We start from the raw sequence: 322 nt of genomic DNA on the forward strand, positions 1-322 counted from the left end.
TCTGGGCGACCGTCCGCCGCCGGAATGGCATGACACTCTTGATCAGTTGTGCTTTCGCGGCAGCTCGGTGATGGAGGAGGTGGTGTTTTTGCATCGCCCCAGCCGCACGCTGATCCTGGCTGATCTAATCGAGAATTTTGATCCCGGCAAAGTGCATTGGCGCCTGCGGTGGCTGCTGCGCCTGGCGGGTGTGGTTGCACCGCACGGACAGGCGCCACTGGATTACCGGTTTACTTTTCGGGGCGGCAAGGATCAGGCACGGGCCAGCTTCCAGCGCATGCTGCAATGGCAACCGGAGCGCATCGTGCTGGCCCATGGTAAC

1 pseudogene is annotated in these 322 nt (G+C 61.8%); it reads left to right on the forward strand.

Going from position 1 to position 322, the window contains the following annotated elements:
• A pseudogene (locus A3730_RS31540) lies at positions 1 to 322 on the forward strand (DUF4336 domain-containing protein); the annotation flags it as partial.

Source organism: Alcanivorax sp. HI0044 (assembly GCF_001634945.1).